Source organism: Pseudomonas sp. B21-053 (assembly GCF_026016365.1).
Taxonomy (GTDB): domain Bacteria; phylum Pseudomonadota; class Gammaproteobacteria; order Pseudomonadales; family Pseudomonadaceae; genus Aquipseudomonas; species Aquipseudomonas nunensis.
Genome location: NZ_CP087205.1, coordinates 5453725 through 5468776 on the forward strand (window position 1 = coordinate 5453725; position 15052 = coordinate 5468776).

Consider the following 15052-nt stretch of genomic DNA (forward strand, 5'->3'; position numbering starts at 1 on the left):
TTGCGTCGCCACGCAACTGTCACAAAACCGTCAAGACACCTTGCGATGATGCCCGGTAGCAATCGCCGTACCTGCCGTAGCAGCTGTCGAGCAACGCGAGGCTGCGTTCGGCGGCGAAGCCGTCGTGAAATCATGCATCGCGGTGTTTCAGGTAAACCGCGTGCTCAAATCTGACGACGGCTTCGCCGCCGAACGCAGCCTCGCGCTGCTCGACAGCTGCTACAGCTGCTACAGGCGCTACGGCCGGACGCCCCTCTCAGCGAGACCTCATGAACCACGCCATCGATCACACCCATCGCGACACTGACTTGTTCGGCCTGCTTTACGGCTTCCGTTTTCGTCCCGGTGAACGTGGTCGGGAGATTGATTCGGCCGAGGCGCTGCGCTGTTTGCAGCAATCGGAGGACAGCGATGAATTCCTCTGGCTGCACCTGAATCTGGCCCACGCCGCGTGCGAGCGCTGGATGAAAAGCCATCTGGAATTGCCCGAGGAATTTTTCGAGGCGTTGCACGAAGGTTCGCGTTCGACGCGTATCGAGCACGTCGATTCGGCGTTGCTGGCGGTGGTCAACGATGTGGTGTTCAACCTCAGCAGCATGGTCTCGTCGGATGTGTCGACGTTGTGGGTGTGCGCCCGCAGCAAGTTGATCATCAGCGCGCGCCTGCAACCGCTGCACTCGGTGGACAAATTGCGTTCGTCGGTGAAGGCCGGTGAATGCTTTCGTTCGCCGCTGGAGTTGCTGGTGCACCTGCTGCGCGATCAGGGCGAAGTGCTGACGCAGATCGTGCGCAAGACCAGCCAGAGTGTCGATCAGATCGAAGATGAATTGCTCTCCTCGCGACTGTCGACCAACCGCGCCGAACTGGGCGCCAATCGCCGGGTGCTGGTGCGCTTGCAACGGTTGTTGGCGCTGGAGCCGGGCTCGTTGCTGCGCCTGCTCAACCGGCCGCCGCAATGGTTGCAGAAGGAGGACGTCAAGGAACTGCGCAAATCCACCGAGGAGTTTGCGCTGATCATCAACGACCTCACGGCCCTCGGTGAGCGGATCAAGCTGTTGCAGGAAGAGATCGCCGCCAACCTCAACGAGCAGAGCAACCGCACGCTGTTTACCTTGACCGTGGTCACGGTGCTGGCGTTGCCGATCAACATCATTGCCGGTTTTTTCGGGATGAACGTGGGTGGGATACCGCTGGCGGGCGATCCGGAAGGGTTCTGGATTCTGGTGGCGCTGGTGGCGACGTTTACCGTGCTGGCGGGGCGTTGGGCGTTTCGTAAGCGCCAGGATTATTAAGATCAAAAGATCGCAGCCTTCGGCAGCTCCTACAGGCGTACGCATTCCCATGTAGGAGCTGCCGAAGGCTGCGATCTTTTGATCTGATCGTTCCCACGCTCTGCGTGGGAACGATCATCATCGGGACGGGTGGTTCCACAAAATACTTAAACACTGACCCACCGCAGTCTCTCTGTCACATTTTGAAACGATCATGGGCAACACTCCTTCCCTCCTCAGGATTGTCCGGCATGGCTACTCCTTCCTATACGACTGCCCAGGCGCCCGCCAGCAGCGCCAGACCGCAGCTAAACAAAAAACCCGGCCTGTTTACCCTGGTGATTTTCTTCGGGGTGTTGGCCAGCGGCTTGTTGTTCACCGCTTACAGCCTGATGCACGACATGAACGAACTCGGCACGGTGGTCACCACCTGGACCCCGTTTCTGCTGCTCGGCGTAGCGCTGTTGATCGCCCTCGGCTTTGAATTCGTCAACGGTTTCCACGACACCGCCAACGCCGTGGCCACGGTGATTTACACCAACTCGCTGCCGCCGAACTTTGCGGTGGCCTGGTCCGGGTTCTTCAACTTCCTCGGCGTGTTGCTTTCCAGCGGCGCGGTGGCGTTCGGCATCATCGCGTTGCTGCCGGTGGAGCTGATTCTGCAAGTCGGCTCCTCCGCCGGTTTCGCCATGATCTTCGCCCTGTTGATCGCCGCGATCCTGTGGAACCTCGGTACCTGGTGGCTGGGCTTGCCGGCCTCGTCGTCGCACACCTTGATCGGTTCGATCATCGGCGTCGGTGTGGCGAACGCCTTGATGCACGGCCGCGATGGCACCAGCGGCGTGGATTGGGCGCAGGCGACCAAGATCGGTTATGCGTTGCTGCTGTCGCCGCTGGTAGGTTTTGGTTGTGCCGCGTTGTTGTTGCTGGCCTTGCGCGCCTTCGTCAAGAATCGCGCGTTGTACAAGGCACCGGAAGGCGATGCGCCGCCACCGTGGTGGATTCGTGGCCTGTTGATCCTGACCTGCACCGGCGTGTCCTTCGCCCACGGCTCCAACGACGGCCAGAAAGGTATGGGCCTGATCATGTTGATCCTGGTCGGCACCTTGCCGATGGCGTATGCGCTGAACCGCACCATGCCGGCCGATCAGGCGTTGCAGTTCGCTGCCGTGGCCGAAGTCACCCAGCAAGCCCTGGTGAAAGCGTCGCCGCTGCCGGCTCCGGCGGATCCGCGGCCGATCCTTTCCGACTATGTGCGCAGCAAGGAAGCCACGCCACAACTGGTCCCCGCCCTCGCCGCCCTGACCGGCAGCATTGGCGCCGAGGTCAAGGGTTACGGTTCGTTGTCGAAAGTCCCGGCCGAGGCCGTGGGCAACGTGCGGAACGACATGTACCTGACCAGCGAAACCATCCGTTTGATGGACAAGAACAAGGTCGGTAACTTCGACGCCGACACCAGCGGCAAGCTGCAACTGTTCAAGCAGCAGATCGACAACTCCACGCGCTTCATTCCGCTGTGGGTGAAGATCGCCGTGGCCATCGCGCTGGGGCTCGGCACCATGGTCGGCTGGAAGCGCATCGTGGTGACCGTCGGTGAAAAAATCGGCAAGACTCACCTGACGTATGCCCAAGGCGCGTCGGCCGAAACCGTGGCCATGCTGACCATCGGCGCCGCTGACATGTTCGGCTTGCCCGTGTCGACCACCCACGTGTTGTCCTCGGGCGTGGCTGGGTCGATGGTCGCCAATGGCGGCGGCTTGCAGATGAAGACCATCCGCAACCTGCTGATGGCTTGGGTCCTGACCTTGCCGGCGGCGATCCTGTTGTCGGGCAGCTTGTACTGGTTGTTCACCAAACTGTTCTGACCCACCCCGGACCAGTGTAGGAGCTGCCGCAGGCTGCGATCTTTTGATCTTGTTTTGTAAAAAGGCAAAGTCAAAAGATCGCAGCCTTCGGCAGCTCCTACAGAGGCCGAATATATCCCGGCCCGGTTCATCCCGAAGCCGGGATTTTTTTGCCCGGACAACGCATTTCGTCGCCATTTCTGCCAATTTCATCTTTATTGACCTGCGAGGCGATGGATCGCACTTCAGTTTGCTAACGTGGTGCCGATTCCTTAGAGACTCGATGCATTCAGGAGTGAGAACCGTGAACCTGTACATCAATCAGCTTCAGAAAAAAGCTGACTTCAAAGAAGCCATCTACGCCGGTGACATCTTCTTGAACACTGAGCTGCGTGCCGCCAAAGAGCTGTGCGCGTTTGCCCAGGAAAGCATCACTGCCGCCTTCAACGGCGAGACCAACCACCAGGCCCTGCACACCTTGATGCCGGTGGAAGAATTCGTGGTGCTGGTGACCCGCCTCAAGGGCCAGTTCACCAACAGCCTGCGCGCCAAGGAATTGATCCTGGCGTTCATCGATGAAATCGGTGTCGACCCGCGCGAATACATTTTCGACGTGCCGCGGATTCGCGTAGTGCCCAACTACGAGTACCTGCACGCGGGCGTCAGCTACGCCTACAAACCCCATCGCGATACCTGGTACGGCAGCGTCGATTGCCAGATCAACACCTGGATGCCGGTGCACACCATCAGCCCCGACCAGACCATGATGATCAACGGCGGCTACTTCGACGTGCCGGTGAAGAACACGTCCAGCGAATGGAGCCTCAACGACTGGATCAGCAACCAGCGGCACAAAGCCAAGGAAAACCTCAAAGAGGAAGCCCGCGTGCACCCGGTGCCGCTGGAAGCGATCAACACCGCCTCCGAAGTGCGCGTGGCTGGCAACACCGGTGACATGCTGATCTTCTCCGGTTCGCACCTGCACGGTACTGTGCCGAACCACACGCAACAGACCCGCTTCAGCGTGGACTTCCGCCTGATGCACCTCGACGACCTCAAGCACCAGCGCGGCGCGATCAACGTCGACAGCGCCTGCCCTGACGTCGGCGCCGGTTTCAAAGACTATTTCCACGCCCACGACTTTTCGAATTTCCAAGGAATCCAGCAATGACCAAGCGTCGCATCACGCCCGCCGAGGCCCAGTACAACGAAACCCGTGCCAACGTTCTGAAACGGGTCGATGCCGAGTACGTGGCCGACGCGCCGTTCGTCTTCGCTAACCGCATCGGCGTGACCGCTGCGCTGTCGCGCATGGAACTGTTCAAGAAAGTTGCTGAAGTACCGGGCGCGATCATCGAGTGCGGCGTGTACAAGGGCAACTCGCTGATGCTTTACATGCACTTGTCGATGATCCTGGAACCGTATGCGATCAACCGCTCGATCGTTGGCTTCGACACCTTCGAAGGCTTCCAGAGCATCGACAAGAAAGAAGACCCGGCGGACGTCAACGAGACCATGTTCTCCGACACCGACCAGTCGCTGATCCAGGACATGATCGACGCCAACGACCTGCTGCGCCCGGTCAACCGCATCCCGCGTTGCGAGCTGGTGAAAGGCGACATCGTCAAGACCGTGCCGGAGTGGGTGAAGACCCGTCCTGACCTGGTGGTGGCGATGCTGATCCTCGACACCGACCTGTACGAATCGACCAAAGTCGCGCTGGAAACCTTCCTGCCGTACATGCCAAAAGGCGCGGTCGTGGTGCTGGACGAAGTCGCCTACCGCAACTTCCCGGGCGAAACCAAAGCCCTGCGCGAAGTGCTGGACCTGAACAAAATCGAACTCAAGCGCCTGCCGTTCGATTCGTGCGTGGGCTACTTCCACGTCTAACGTCTAACCCTTGTGGGAGCGGGCTTGCTCGCGAAGAGGCCGTGTCAGTCAACTTCAATGCTGACTGACCCGCCGCCTTCGCGAGCAAGCCCGCTCCCACATTGGTTTTCGGTGAACACCAAATCTGTACCCCACAGCGATCCCTTTGTAGGAGCAAGGCTTGCCCGCGAAGACGGTTTCACAGTCAACGCAACGGTTGGCTGATACACCGCTTTCGCGAGCAAGCTTTGCTCCTACGGGATTTTCGGTGAACGCCAAATCTGCGCTCCACAGCGATGCCTTTGTAGGAGCGAGGCTTGCCCGCGAAGACGGTTTCACAGTCAACGCAACTGTTGCCTGACACACTGCCTTCGCGAGCAAGCTTTGCTCCTACGGGTCAATGGGTACTGCGGATAACGTGTTCCACCCAATCCATGAACGCCCGCACTCGCAAGGGCAGATGCCGTTGCCGTGCGTACAGCATGGAGACCTCCATCGATGGCGCGCGCAGTTGCGGCAGCACCGCCACCAGTTCACCGCTGAGCAAGTACGGCTGCATGCCCATCAATGGCGCCTGGACCAGGCCGAAACCGCCCAGGCACGCCGATTCATAGCCATCGGAATTGTTGACCGTAATGCTGCCAGCCATCGCCACGCGGTGCAGCTTGCCCTCCTCCTCGTACTCAAAACCTTCTGAACGCGCCCCCAGCACGTTGACGTAATGCACCAGCCGATGCTGTGCCAAATCTTCGAGATTCTGCGGCACGCCGTAGCGTTTCAGGTACGCCGGACTGGCGCAGTTGACCACGGCAATGTCGCACACCCGCCGCGCCACCACTGACTGATCCGGCTGCGCCCCGACCCGCACCACGCAATCAAACCCCTCACTGAGCAAATCAACCCGGCGGTCGGTGCTGCTGATTTCCAGTTCCAGGTGCGGATGCTTGTCCATGAATTCCGGCAGGCGCGGCATGACGAAACGTCGGGCCATGATGCTCGGCATGTCGATGCGAATTCGCCCTGCCAGTGACGCTTCGTCTTGCCTGAACAGCCCTTCGATTTCATCCATGTGCGACAGCAAATCCTTGCTGCGCTCGTACAACACCAGCCCGTCCTGAGTCGCCTGAACCTTGCGCGTAGTGCGTTGCAGCAGACGCGTGCCGAGCAATGTTTCCAGGGCCTGGACATGTTCGGACACGGTGGACCGAGGCAAGCCCAAGCTTTCACCGGCGAGGGTAAAACTCGACATTTCGCTGACGCGAACAAAGGTGCGCAGCAGTTCCAGCTTGTTCATGGGCGACCTTCTATTGTTCGACTGAACCGACCAGTGATTCCGATTTACCCCTGTTTATCACCATGAGCCGGATAAATAAACTTCCTCACATCGCTCACACACTGCTTGAGGAAATCCCATGACCCGTAAAATCGCATTGATCACTGGCGCCAGCCGCGGCTTGGGTAAAAGCGCCGCACTGCACCTGGTCGCCCAAGGCATCGATATCATCGGCACCTACAACAGCCGCGCCGATGAAGCCCAGGCACTGGTCGCCGAAATCGAAAGCCTGGGTGGCCGCGCCGCCATGCTGCAACTCGACGTTGGCCAAAGTGAAAGCTTTGCCGCGTTCAGCGGCGAAGTCGCGAACGTGCTGAAAAACCAGTTTGATCAACAGCACTTCGACTTCCTGATCAACAACGCCGGGGTCGGTGTGCACGCGAACTTCGTCGACACCACCGTGGCGCAGTTCGATTTGCTGATGAATATCCATTTGAAAGGGCCGTTTTTCCTGACTCAGCAATTGCTGCCGCTGATGAATGACGGCGGGCGCATCGTCAATGTGTCCAGCGGTCTGGCGCGTTTCAGCCTGCCGGGTTACGGCGCTTATGCGGCGATGAAAGGCGCGATGGAAGTGCTGACGCGCTACCAGGCCAAGGAACTTGGCGAACGCGGGATTGCGGTGAACGTCCTCGCGCCGGGCGCCATCGAGACTGATTTCGGCGGTGGTGCGGTGCGGGATATCGCGGCGGTGAATCAGATGGTGGCGAGCAACACGGCACTGGGTCGCGCCGGTCAGCCGGATGACATTGGCGCCGCGATTGCGCTGCTGCTGTCGCCGGGTGGCCAGTGGATCAACGGCCAGCGTATTGAAGCGTCGGGCGGGATGTTTTTGTAACCCACACCAAGATTGAGCAGACTTTTGTAGGAGCGAGGCTTGCCCGCGAAGGCGGTTTTACATTCAACGAAATGGTTGACTGACACACCGCCTTCGCGGGCAAGCCTTGCTCCTACAGATCTAATTCGTCAGCAGCTGCTTGAGAACGGTCAACAACTCGACCCGGCCCTTGCGCGGTTCGCCTTCAAACTCGATCCAGCCCTCGTTGAAGCCATCGATCATTTGCATCCGTGGCAGCGGATATTTCATCCCCTGACTTTCAAACAATCCCTGCCACGTCTCACGAGGCACAACCTGCATGCGCACCGGTTTGCCCAGCAGTTCGCTGAAACCGGCGCCCAGTTGCAGCGGTGTAATCCGTTGCGGGCCTTCCAGTTCGATGATGCGCTGACCGCTCCATTCCTCAAGTAACAGCTCTGCGGCAACGCGACCGACATCCGCAGTGGCAATCATCGGCACCGGTTTATCCAGAGGTTGCAGGAAGCTTGGGATCCTGCCCGAACCGACCGCATGCTCGACATCCCACAACGCGTTTTCCATGAACCAGGCGGGGCGCAGCAGCGTGACCGGCAGCGCCAGCGTCGCCAACGCCAACTCCAGCAAACGCAATTGATTGAGCAGGTTCGGTTGCGAGGCCTGGGCGCCAATGGTCGACAGCCCAACCACTTTGCCTGGCTGAGCGGCTTCCAGCGCCGAGCGAATGTTCTCCACCACTTGCCGGGTTTCCGGGAAGCCCGGCGACGGGTCGAAATTCGACGGCATCATCACAAACACTCCCGTCACACCGGTGAACGCCTTGGCCATGGCGTCGCGATCATCGACATCGGCCACCGTCAGTTCACACCCCTGTTGCGCCCACACCGCACCTTTATCGGCACTGCGCACCACCGCGCGGACCTTGTGCCCGGCGGCCAGCAATGTGCGGGCGACCGCGCCGCCGACTTTCCCGGTAGTCCCCATGACTGCGTACATCAGCTGTTCTCCTGCTGGATGGCGACGGTTGTCGCGATGGGCAGAATAGTGAGCCGAGCGTTGAGATTCTCCGATAGCATGAATGTCATTGCATAAATGATCGGGAGTCACCAATGAGCTTTGATGCCAGCCTCGCCAGTGGCATGGGAGTGTTCAGCGCGGTGGTCGATGGCGGCAGTTTTGTCCGGGCCGCCGAGGTACTGGAACTGACACCATCGGGGGTCAGCCGGGCCATCGCTCGACTGGAGAAACGCCTGGGCATCCGCCTGTTCGATCGCACCACCCGCACGGTCACGCTCACCGATGAAGGTCGGCGCTTCCATGGCGAAATCGCGCCGCTGCTGGCGAGTCTGGAAGAAGCCGCCAACTCGGCTTCGACCAGCGCTACGCAAGTGCGCGGCCGGTTGCGGGTCAACATGGACCCGTATTTCTCACGACTGATTCTGGGGCCGAAGCTCGGGCAGTTCATGGCGCGTTATCCGGAGTTGTACCTGGAACTGCAAACCCGCGATCAACTGGGTGACATGGTGGCGGACGGCTTCGATCTGGCGGTGCGTTTCGGCCATCCGCAGTCTTCGTCGCTGGTGGCACGCAAGTTGTTGGACGTGCGGGTTTTGACCCTCGCTTCGCCGGCGTATCTGAAGCGTCACGGCCGACCGTTGGCGCCGCTGGACATGGAAGATGAGCGGCATGTGTGCGTGCAGTTTCGCGACCCGCAGACGGCGCGGCCGTTTGGCTGGGAGTTTCATCGACCGGGGCGCGCGGTGCTGCATGTGCAGCCGCATTGCCGGTTGCTGGTTAATGATGTCGGTACGTTGCACAGCGTTTGCGAAAGTGGCGAGGCGATTGCCCAGGTTTTGGATTTGGGGATTGCCCCGGCGCTGGCAGCAGGACGGCTGGTGGAGTTGTTTCCGGACTGGCCGGACGAGCGATTTCCGTTGTATGCGTTGTACCCGTCGCGGCATTTGCCGGCGGCGAAGGTGCGGGCGTTTTTGGAGTTTGTGAGTGAGTTGTGTGGAGGCTGATTGAGGTCCCCTGTGGGAGCGGGCTTGCTCGCGAAAGCGGTGTGTCAGTCAATGTGGATGGTGACTGACGCGACGCCTTCGCGAGCAAGCCCGCTCCCACAGGGACTGTGGCTGGACTCAGCGCAGTGCCCGGCTCATCAACATCCGCTCCCGCACCACGTCATACCCCCAGTGGTAAACGTAGGTGTACGGCAGGAAAAACAGCAGCACGCCGATGTCCAGCAGGAATGCCTGCCACAGGCTGATGCTCAGCCACCAGGCAATCAGCGGCACGCCCATCACGATCAAACCGCCTTCGAACAACAGCGCGTGCACCACCCGCACCCAGGCGCTGCGCACGATGTCGAAGCGCTTGAGCAAGCGGTCGAAAAATCCGTTGAACACCACGTTCCAGGCCAGGGCCAACGCGGCGATGGCGATGGTGGCGACGCCCATTTCCAGCATCGGTTTGTCCATGACCCAGGCCAGCAGCGGGGTACAGATCAGTACGGCCAGCAGTTCGAAACCAATGGCCTGGAAAATACGTTCAGTGATGGATTTGTTGGCGTTCATGGCCAGACTCCCTGAGTGAGTGTGGTTGCCATGATCTGTCAGCACACCGATACTTCATAATCAATAACCATCGATCAAGGCGATAGTTCATGGCCTCTCACGAAGTGTTGCTGGCGTTTGTCCAGGCGGCGACCCAAGGCTCGTTTTCCGCGGCGGCGCGCAAACTCGAGCGCAGTCAGTCGACCATCAGTGCCGCCGTGGCGAGCCTGGAAATCGACCTCAACCTGACCCTGTTCGACCGCAGCAGCCGCAAGCCCACGCTGACCCCGGCCGGGCACGTGATGCTGCAACGGGCCGAGGACATCCTCGCCGCCACCAGTCGCCTGGAAATGACCGCCAGCCAATTGTCCCAAGGGGTCGAGGCGAAGCTGACGGTGGCGATTTCCGACACCTATCAGTCTGACCGTTTCGAAGCGGCCCTCAGCGCGTTTGAACAGCGCTACCCAGACCTGGAACTCGAATGCCTGATCGCCGAATGCGATGACCTGGTGGCGCTGGTGCAACGCGGTCGGGCAAATGTCGCCTTCGCCGAAATGCAGGACAGCTATCCGCCGGACCTGGTCAGTTCGACGGTTGACGAGCACACGGAAATCGCCCTGTTCGTCTCTCAATCGCACCCGTTAGCGACACAGAGCGGGATCGATCAGGACGTGCTGCAGCAGCATCGGGAATTGCGTTTGGCAACCATCGTCAATCCGTATGAAAGTCGGGCGAAGGGCCGGGTCTGGTCGGCGCCGAGCTACCTGATGCTGCTGGAAATGGCCCAGGGCGGATTCGGCTGGGCACCGCTGCCGCGCTGGCTGGTGGGCCGGTTTGGCGCGGGGGTGCTGGTAGAACTGGACGTGCGCGGCTGGCCGAAACCGCTGTTTGTCGATGCGCTGTGGTCGCGGCTGCATCCGCCGGGGCCAGCGGGGAGTTGGTTGTTGAGCAAAATGTTGGAATAGCGGCGCCCCCCGTAGCAGCTGTCGAGCACCGCGAGGCAGCGTTCGGCGGCGAAGCCGTCGTGAAATCAGGCGACGCGGTGTGTCAGGTAGACCGCATATTTAGGGTTTACGACGGCTTCGCCGCCGGACGCTGCCTCGCGGTGCTCGACAGCTGCTACGGGGGGATTTATGCCGCCTCTATCCCTAGCACAACGCCGGCAGAGCCACGCGTATCAGCAGCCGCAGAACGTGTGTGCGGGAGATTGTGTTGACGGCGACTCGGCAGCAGGCCCGGTTTTTTTGTTGATGCTGCTGGCCTCTTCGCGGGCAAGCCTCGCTCCTACAGGTTCGGGTCGAATCACAATGGTGTGATCGACCCGATACTGTAGGAGCGAGGCTTGCTCGCGAAGAGGCCGGCAGCCCCAGCACATCATTCCAGCTCCCTGAGCCGCCCCTCGATAAACCGCCGCTCCGGCTCTTGCTGCGTCAACTCAAGCGCCCGTTCATACGCCGACCGCGCCTCGGCCACCCTTCCCAACTGCCGACAAAACTGCGCCCGCGCCGAATGCGCCAGGTGGTAATCCAGCAATTCCCCTCGCGCCAAAATATCTTCAACCACCGTCAACCCCGCCAACGGCCCATCACGCATGGCCAACGCCACCGCGCGATTCAGTTCGATCACCGGCGACGGCACGGCCCGCAGCAGCAAGTCGTACAGACCCACAATCTGCGGCCAATCGGTCTCCCCCGCCGTCGGCGCTTCGGCATGCACCGCCGCGATCGCCGCTTGCAGGCAGTAAGGCCCGAAGCGCCGCAAGGTCAGCGCGCGCTCCACCAGCGCACAACCTTCGGCAATCATCCCGCCGTCCCACAGCGACCGATCCTGTTCATCCAGCAGGATCAACTCGCCAGTGTCCGAGGTCCGGGCCGGGCGTCGCGATTCGTGCAACAGCATCAACGCCAGCAACCCCATCACTTCGGGCTCGGGCAACAACTCCACCAACAACCGCCCGAGACGAATCGCTTCGCGGGTCAGTTCTTCCCGGGTCAGTTCGGCGCCGACAGAGGCCGAGTAACCTTCGTTGAACACCAGGTAAATCACCCGCAATACGCTGTCGAGACGCTCGGGCAACTCAGCCAGCGACGGCACTTGGTAAGGGATTTTCGCGTCACGAATCTTCGCTTTGGCGCGCACGATGCGCTGGGCGATCGTGGCCGGCGCCGAGAGGAAGGCCCGAGCAATTTCTTCCGTGGTCAGGTCGCAGACTTCGCGCAGGGTCAGCGGTACTTGGGCGTCCGCCGCGAGGGCCGGGTGACAGCAGGTGAAGATCAGCCGCAAGCGATCGTCTTCCACGTCTTCGCCACTCCAGTCGGCCTGCTCCAGTTCTTCAAGTTGCGCGATCAGCAACGGTCGCGACGCCTTGAAACGCGCACGCCGCCGCAACACATCAATCGCCTTGAAACGCCCGGTGGAGACCAGCCAGGTGCGCGGATTGTCCGGCACGCCGTCACGCTGCCAGCGCTCGACCGCGACGAAGAACGCCTCGTGCAAGGCCTCTTCGGCGAGATCGAAATCACCGAGCAAACGGATCAGCGTCGCAAGGATTCGCCGCGAGTCTTCGCGGTAGACCTGTTCGACCCGCGCCTTGACCGACTCGGCGGACATCAGTCCGGCATGCCTTCGGTCACCAGCGTCACCAACCGATCCAGGCTCTGCCCCCAACCGTCGTGAAACCCCATGGCCTCGTGGGCTTGCCGATCCTCCTCGCTCCAGTGCATGGCGCGGGCGGTGTAGAGGGTTTTGCCGTCCCGGTCTTCGAGGGTTACTTCGGCACTCATGAACGGTTTGCCCGACGGAATCCAGCCAGGAATAAACGCGTCGGTGAACACCAGCCGTTCTGGCGCGACGATCTCCAGGAACACGCCCATGGTCGGGTATTCCGTGCCGTCGGGCGCGCGCATCAGGGTGCGAAACTGGCCGCCGACCCACAGGTCCATTTCGCACTCCGGCGTGGTCATGCCATGCGGCCCCCACCACTGGGCGAGCAAAGCTGGCTCGGTCCAGGCGCGGAAGATTTTGCGCCGTGGCGCATCGATCAAACGGCTGATCGACAACTCGAATTCGGCAGGCTGTTTTTTAAAGGGTTGCGGGCTCATGCAGATCTCCTGTTTATTTTTGATTGTTCAGGGATTCAACTGGCGAACGGGACGCACCTCGACACAGCCGACCCGGGCCGCCGGGATGTCGCCGGCGACCTGGATAGCTTCGTTAAGGTCCTTGGCATCGATCAGGTAGAAGCCGGCCAACTGCTCCTTGGTTTCGGCGAACGGGCCGTCGGTGATCGACAACTTGCCGTTGCGCATCCGCACCGTGGTGGCGGTCTGCACCGACTCCAGCGCCTCGGCGGCGATCATCCGGCCACTGCCCTGGATTGACTCGGCATAGGCCATGCACTCGGCGTCTTCGGGGCTGTCGGGCAGTGAGTGCAACGCCTGTTCGTTGCTGTAAACCAGGCATAGGTACTTCATGGGACTCTCCGTGATCGGCTGATCAACTATGGCTGCTGTTTGATGCTTTGGCGCTTTTTCCGACGAGTAAGCTCCGACGAGTAAGCCCCGACGATCAGGGTTTCAGCTCGAACAGCGCGGCACCGCTGGTCATGTCGAACGGCGCCGACCAGTGTTCATGCACAATCTGCCAAAGCCCCGCTTCTTGCCGATAGCACTGGGTCACGCGCATCCAGCAGGACTGGGTTTCGCCCTTCTCATTGGTGCCGCCGCACTGGGCCAGCCAATGGGCAAAGGCGATCTCCTGCGACGGTGCGATATCGATCTCGTGGAACTCGAAAATGTGCGGGCCAGGGCACATCTCCATGCATGCCTGCCAATGCGCGCGGTAGGCAGCCTTGCCTTTGAATTGCAGGGCTTTGACCGCGTCGAAGGAGACGATGTCGTCGGCGTACAGGGCCATGACTTTTTCCACGTCTTTGGCGATGACGGCCTGGCGATAGTTTTCGATCAGGTTATGGATTTGGGTTTGCGAGTTCATGCGGGTTCTCCATGGTTTTTGTGGTGAAGACACCTCTAGTCGTTCGGCGTAACGTTGAATCGACAACACAAATAAAAATAATCCAACCACGCAAACTCGCTAGAATCCGAAGCCCGTTTGCAGTGGAAAAAGGACACTCCAGTGACAGCTCTACTTGTGCCTTACGAAAACCTGAACGCGCTACAGCGCCAGCAGGTCGAGGCCATCGAAGTACACAAAGAACAAATCAAATTCTCCGGCGACATCCACGGAGCGTTGCACTCCTTGCTGTCCAAACCCGGTCCCGGCGTCAAAGGCTTTGCCTTGCTGGTCGAAGAAATTCCCGTCGCCTTCCTGCTGCTCAAACGCCCACCGGCACTCCCGGCCTGGGCCAATGAACACAGTGCCACGTTGCACGCCTTGCAAGTCGATCAACGCGCCCAGGGCAAAGGCTATGGCAAGGCCTGCCTGCAAGCACTGCCCGAGGCGGCGCGTCTGGCGTTCCCGGAAATAAAGGGGATTGAGTTGTCGGTGGATGCTGACAATGAAGCGGCGATTGCGCTGTATGCCAGGTTTGGATTTGTGGATAGCGGCGAGGCGTATAAGGGGCGGATTGGGTATGAACGGCGGATGGGACTGGTTTTCTGATTCTGATTCGTTGAGGGAAAAACGATGGTGAATTCAATCGAAGCACTAGAAGCAATCTACGGCCAACCCCACGACCGTGCCGTGCGCAAGCAGATCCCGTTTTTGAACGAGGACTATCAGGCGATGGTCCGCACCTCGCCACTGATAATAATCAGCTCGGTGGGCCCGGATGGCATGGACGGCTCACCCCGGGGCGATGCGCCGGGTTTTGTGCGGATCCTTGACGAGCGCACCCTGGCGATCCCGGATCGTCCGGGCAACAACCGCATCGACACCCTGCACAATGTGGTGCTCGACTCCCGAGTGTCGCTGCTGTTCATCATTCCGGGGATTGGCGAAACATTGCGAGTCAACGGCACCGCGCAGATCAGCGCCGAACCTGCGTTGCTGGAAAGTTTCGCAGTCAACGGCAAACCGGCGCGCACGGTGATGCTGGTAACGGTGGAAGCGGCGTATTTCCACTGTTCCAAGGCGATTGTGCGTTCGGAGCTGTGGAATCCCGAACGCTACCTCGACCGTTCTGCCCTGCCGACGGCAGGGGCGTTTCACAAGCGGTTGAATGATGGGCAGTTTGATGCCGAGACGTATGATCGGGAAGCGCCGGCGCGGGTGCGCGATAGCCTTTACTGAACGCATATAAAAAGGGTTGCCTTCAGGCAACCCTTTGGAGATGTAGCAAGCTGTTAGAGCAGCATTCGAACTGTTATTTCTTTATACGCAGTGCTTGCGAACTCAAGCCTAGAGGCTTC

The 15052-nt window shown here is 60.3% G+C and carries 16 protein-coding genes; 9 read left to right on the forward strand and 7 right to left on the reverse strand.

Annotated features, from left to right (window positions below; all coding sequences use genetic code 11):
* Positions 1–269 precede the first annotated feature (269 nt).
* From LOY68_RS24390 to LOY68_RS24405, 4 genes are all read left to right on the forward strand, one after another.
* Positions 270–1292 (forward strand): transporter, encoded by a 1023-nt coding sequence (locus LOY68_RS24390; RefSeq protein ID WP_054044822.1) that lies wholly within the window; start codon positions 270–272, stop codon positions 1290–1292.
* Positions 1293–1522: 230 nt separating this feature from the next.
* On the forward strand, positions 1523–3136 hold the full coding sequence (locus tag LOY68_RS24395; RefSeq protein ID WP_163912686.1) for an inorganic phosphate transporter: 1614 nt from the start codon (positions 1523–1525) through the stop codon (positions 3134–3136).
* A gap of 283 nt (positions 3137–3419) precedes the next feature.
* The gene (locus tag LOY68_RS24400; RefSeq protein WP_265040445.1) at positions 3420–4286 is read left to right on the forward strand and encodes a 2OG-Fe(II) oxygenase family protein; all 867 of its coding nucleotides are present in this window, start codon (positions 3420–3422) and stop codon (positions 4284–4286) included.
* A complete protein-coding gene (locus LOY68_RS24405) occupies positions 4283–5005 on the forward strand; it encodes a TylF/MycF/NovP-related O-methyltransferase (protein ID WP_054044827.1) in 723 nt (240 codons plus the stop codon). The genes LOY68_RS24400 and LOY68_RS24405 overlap by 4 nt, the downstream gene beginning before the upstream one ends.
* Positions 5006–5381: 376 nt before the next feature.
* Here LOY68_RS24405 and LOY68_RS24410 read toward each other — a convergent pair whose 3' ends face one another.
* Positions 5382–6278: a LysR family transcriptional regulator gene (locus LOY68_RS24410; protein WP_265040448.1), complete on the reverse strand. Its 897-nt coding sequence runs from the start codon at positions 6276–6278 to the stop codon at positions 5382–5384.
* Between the two features lie 118 nt (positions 6279–6396).
* On the opposite strand from LOY68_RS24410, the gene LOY68_RS24415 reads away from it, so the two are divergent.
* Positions 6397–7155, forward strand: a complete 759-nt coding sequence (locus tag LOY68_RS24415) for an SDR family NAD(P)-dependent oxidoreductase (RefSeq protein WP_265040449.1) — start codon at positions 6397–6399, stop codon at positions 7153–7155.
* Positions 7156–7275: 120 nt separating this feature from the next.
* Here the strand turns inward: LOY68_RS24415 and LOY68_RS24420 are convergent, their stop codons facing one another.
* A complete protein-coding gene (locus LOY68_RS24420; protein WP_265040451.1) occupies positions 7276–8127 on the reverse strand; it encodes an NmrA family NAD(P)-binding protein in 852 nt (283 codons plus the stop codon).
* Between the two features lie 113 nt (positions 8128–8240).
* Here LOY68_RS24420 and LOY68_RS24425 point away from each other — a divergent pair, with 113 nt between their 5' ends.
* Entirely contained in the window at positions 8241–9152 is a 912-nt protein-coding gene (locus LOY68_RS24425; RefSeq protein WP_265040453.1) for a LysR family transcriptional regulator, read from the forward strand.
* A gap of 117 nt (positions 9153–9269) precedes the next feature.
* Here LOY68_RS24425 and LOY68_RS24435 read toward each other — a convergent pair whose 3' ends face one another.
* On the reverse strand, positions 9270–9704 hold the full coding sequence (locus LOY68_RS24435; protein WP_265040454.1) for a multidrug/biocide efflux PACE transporter: 435 nt from the start codon (positions 9702–9704) through the stop codon (positions 9270–9272).
* A gap of 89 nt (positions 9705–9793) precedes the next feature.
* Here LOY68_RS24435 and LOY68_RS24440 point away from each other — a divergent pair, with 89 nt between their 5' ends.
* Positions 9794–10648 (forward strand): LysR family transcriptional regulator, encoded by an 855-nt coding sequence (locus LOY68_RS24440; protein WP_265040455.1) that lies wholly within the window; start codon positions 9794–9796, stop codon positions 10646–10648.
* A 409-nt stretch (positions 10649–11057) separates the two neighbouring features.
* Here LOY68_RS24440 and LOY68_RS24445 read toward each other — a convergent pair whose 3' ends face one another.
* From LOY68_RS24445 to LOY68_RS24460, 4 genes are all read right to left on the reverse strand, one after another.
* Entirely contained in the window at positions 11058–12293 is a 1236-nt protein-coding gene (locus tag LOY68_RS24445; protein ID WP_265040457.1) for an RNA polymerase sigma factor, read from the reverse strand.
* Positions 12293–12784, reverse strand: coding sequence for an SRPBCC family protein (locus LOY68_RS24450; RefSeq protein ID WP_163912667.1), 492 nt, complete (start codon positions 12782–12784; stop codon positions 12293–12295). The genes LOY68_RS24445 and LOY68_RS24450 overlap by 1 nt, the downstream gene beginning before the upstream one ends.
* A 27-nt stretch (positions 12785–12811) precedes the next feature.
* Entirely contained in the window at positions 12812–13156 is a 345-nt protein-coding gene (locus tag LOY68_RS24455; protein ID WP_054044847.1) for a YciI family protein, read from the reverse strand.
* Positions 13157–13250: 94 nt separating this feature from the next.
* Positions 13251–13676, reverse strand: a complete 426-nt coding sequence (locus LOY68_RS24460) for a YybH family protein (RefSeq protein WP_265040459.1) — start codon at positions 13674–13676, stop codon at positions 13251–13253.
* A 141-nt stretch (positions 13677–13817) separates the two neighbouring features.
* On the opposite strand from LOY68_RS24460, the gene LOY68_RS24465 reads away from it, so the two are divergent.
* Together LOY68_RS24465 and LOY68_RS24470 are read left to right on the forward strand one after the other, a co-directional pair.
* Positions 13818–14303: a GNAT family N-acetyltransferase gene (locus tag LOY68_RS24465; RefSeq protein WP_265040461.1), complete on the forward strand. Its 486-nt coding sequence runs from the start codon at positions 13818–13820 to the stop codon at positions 14301–14303.
* A gap of 24 nt (positions 14304–14327) precedes the next feature.
* Positions 14328–14933, forward strand: a complete 606-nt coding sequence (locus LOY68_RS24470) for a pyridoxamine 5'-phosphate oxidase family protein (protein WP_265040462.1) — start codon at positions 14328–14330, stop codon at positions 14931–14933.
* Positions 14934–15052: the final 119 nt, after the last annotated feature.

Coding starts and splice junctions, on each gene's coding strand:
- LOY68_RS24390 (WP_054044822.1), top strand. CDS start 270: ATGAACCACGCCATCGATCACACCCATCGCGACACTGACTTGTTCGGC.
- LOY68_RS24395 (WP_163912686.1), top strand. CDS start 1,523: ATGGCTACTCCTTCCTATACGACTGCCCAGGCGCCCGCCAGCAGCGCC.
- LOY68_RS24405 (WP_054044827.1), top strand. CDS start 4,283: ATGACCAAGCGTCGCATCACGCCCGCCGAGGCCCAGTACAACGAAACC.
- LOY68_RS24410 (WP_265040448.1), bottom strand. CDS start 6,278: ATGAACAAGCTGGAACTGCTGCGCACCTTTGTTCGCGTCAGCGAAATG.
- LOY68_RS24415 (WP_265040449.1), top strand. CDS start 6,397: ATGACCCGTAAAATCGCATTGATCACTGGCGCCAGCCGCGGCTTGGGT.
- LOY68_RS24420 (WP_265040451.1), bottom strand. CDS start 8,127: ATGTACGCAGTCATGGGGACTACCGGGAAAGTCGGCGGCGCGGTCGCC.
- LOY68_RS24425 (WP_265040453.1), top strand. CDS start 8,241: ATGAGCTTTGATGCCAGCCTCGCCAGTGGCATGGGAGTGTTCAGCGCG.
- LOY68_RS24435 (WP_265040454.1), bottom strand. CDS start 9,704: ATGAACGCCAACAAATCCATCACTGAACGTATTTTCCAGGCCATTGGT.
- LOY68_RS24440 (WP_265040455.1), top strand. CDS start 9,794: ATGGCCTCTCACGAAGTGTTGCTGGCGTTTGTCCAGGCGGCGACCCAA.
- LOY68_RS24445 (WP_265040457.1), bottom strand. CDS start 12,293: ATGTCCGCCGAGTCGGTCAAGGCGCGGGTCGAACAGGTCTACCGCGAA.
- LOY68_RS24450 (WP_163912667.1), bottom strand. CDS start 12,784: ATGAGCCCGCAACCCTTTAAAAAACAGCCTGCCGAATTCGAGTTGTCG.
- LOY68_RS24455 (WP_054044847.1), bottom strand. CDS start 13,156: ATGAAGTACCTATGCCTGGTTTACAGCAACGAACAGGCGTTGCACTCA.
- LOY68_RS24460 (WP_265040459.1), bottom strand. CDS start 13,676: ATGAACTCGCAAACCCAAATCCATAACCTGATCGAAAACTATCGCCAG.
- LOY68_RS24470 (WP_265040462.1), top strand. CDS start 14,328: ATGGTGAATTCAATCGAAGCACTAGAAGCAATCTACGGCCAACCCCAC.